At 35.7% G+C, this 488-nt stretch carries 1 protein-coding gene; it reads left to right on the top strand.

Annotated elements, in window-relative coordinates; genetic code table 11:
• Window positions 1-82 precede the first annotated feature (82 nt).
• Window positions 83-488, top strand: a 406-nt coding sequence (locus Q0791_RS25045; protein WP_299011969.1) for a hypothetical protein, incomplete at its 3' end; no start/stop codon positions are given.

Here is a 488-nt window from a genome sequence, read left to right as displayed (position 1 = left end):
TTAATGCTTATAATCCGTTAAATTTATCAATATTCACTACACTATAATGAAGGGGAATGCTACCCAATGCTAAGGGGTATTTATGTTAGGCACCGAATTTACAGTGAATACAACAGGAGAAATGGAAGAGCTTGGCTATGATAAGATTAAAGCTATTTATAATAGCTTTGGTAGTATTGATGACTTAAGCGCCCAATGCGCCACTCAAAATGTGTGTTTAATTGTGGCTAACTCTGCCGTTATAGCACAATACTGTCAATTTTTTGATAGAAAATCCAGAGAAGTCATGCTGGATTTAAAAGGCTCAATTAACACGATAGAGCAAGATAATTTAAGTTGTCGTATGCAGTTTGGTGATGAAACCGCTAAAGCAGCACACACTTTTTTATGTGAAAGTTGGGGGCTTAAACAAACAAAAGAAAAAATAGTGGGTTGGTTTAAAAGCAAAAGAGTATTTCTCACCAATGGTTTTTCGCCCAATAAACTCG

It is taken from the genome of uncultured Shewanella sp., from assembly GCF_947495455.1.
GTDB lineage: Bacteria > Pseudomonadota > Gammaproteobacteria > Enterobacterales > Shewanellaceae > Shewanella.
This window is presented reverse-complemented; position numbering and strand designations above follow the sequence as displayed.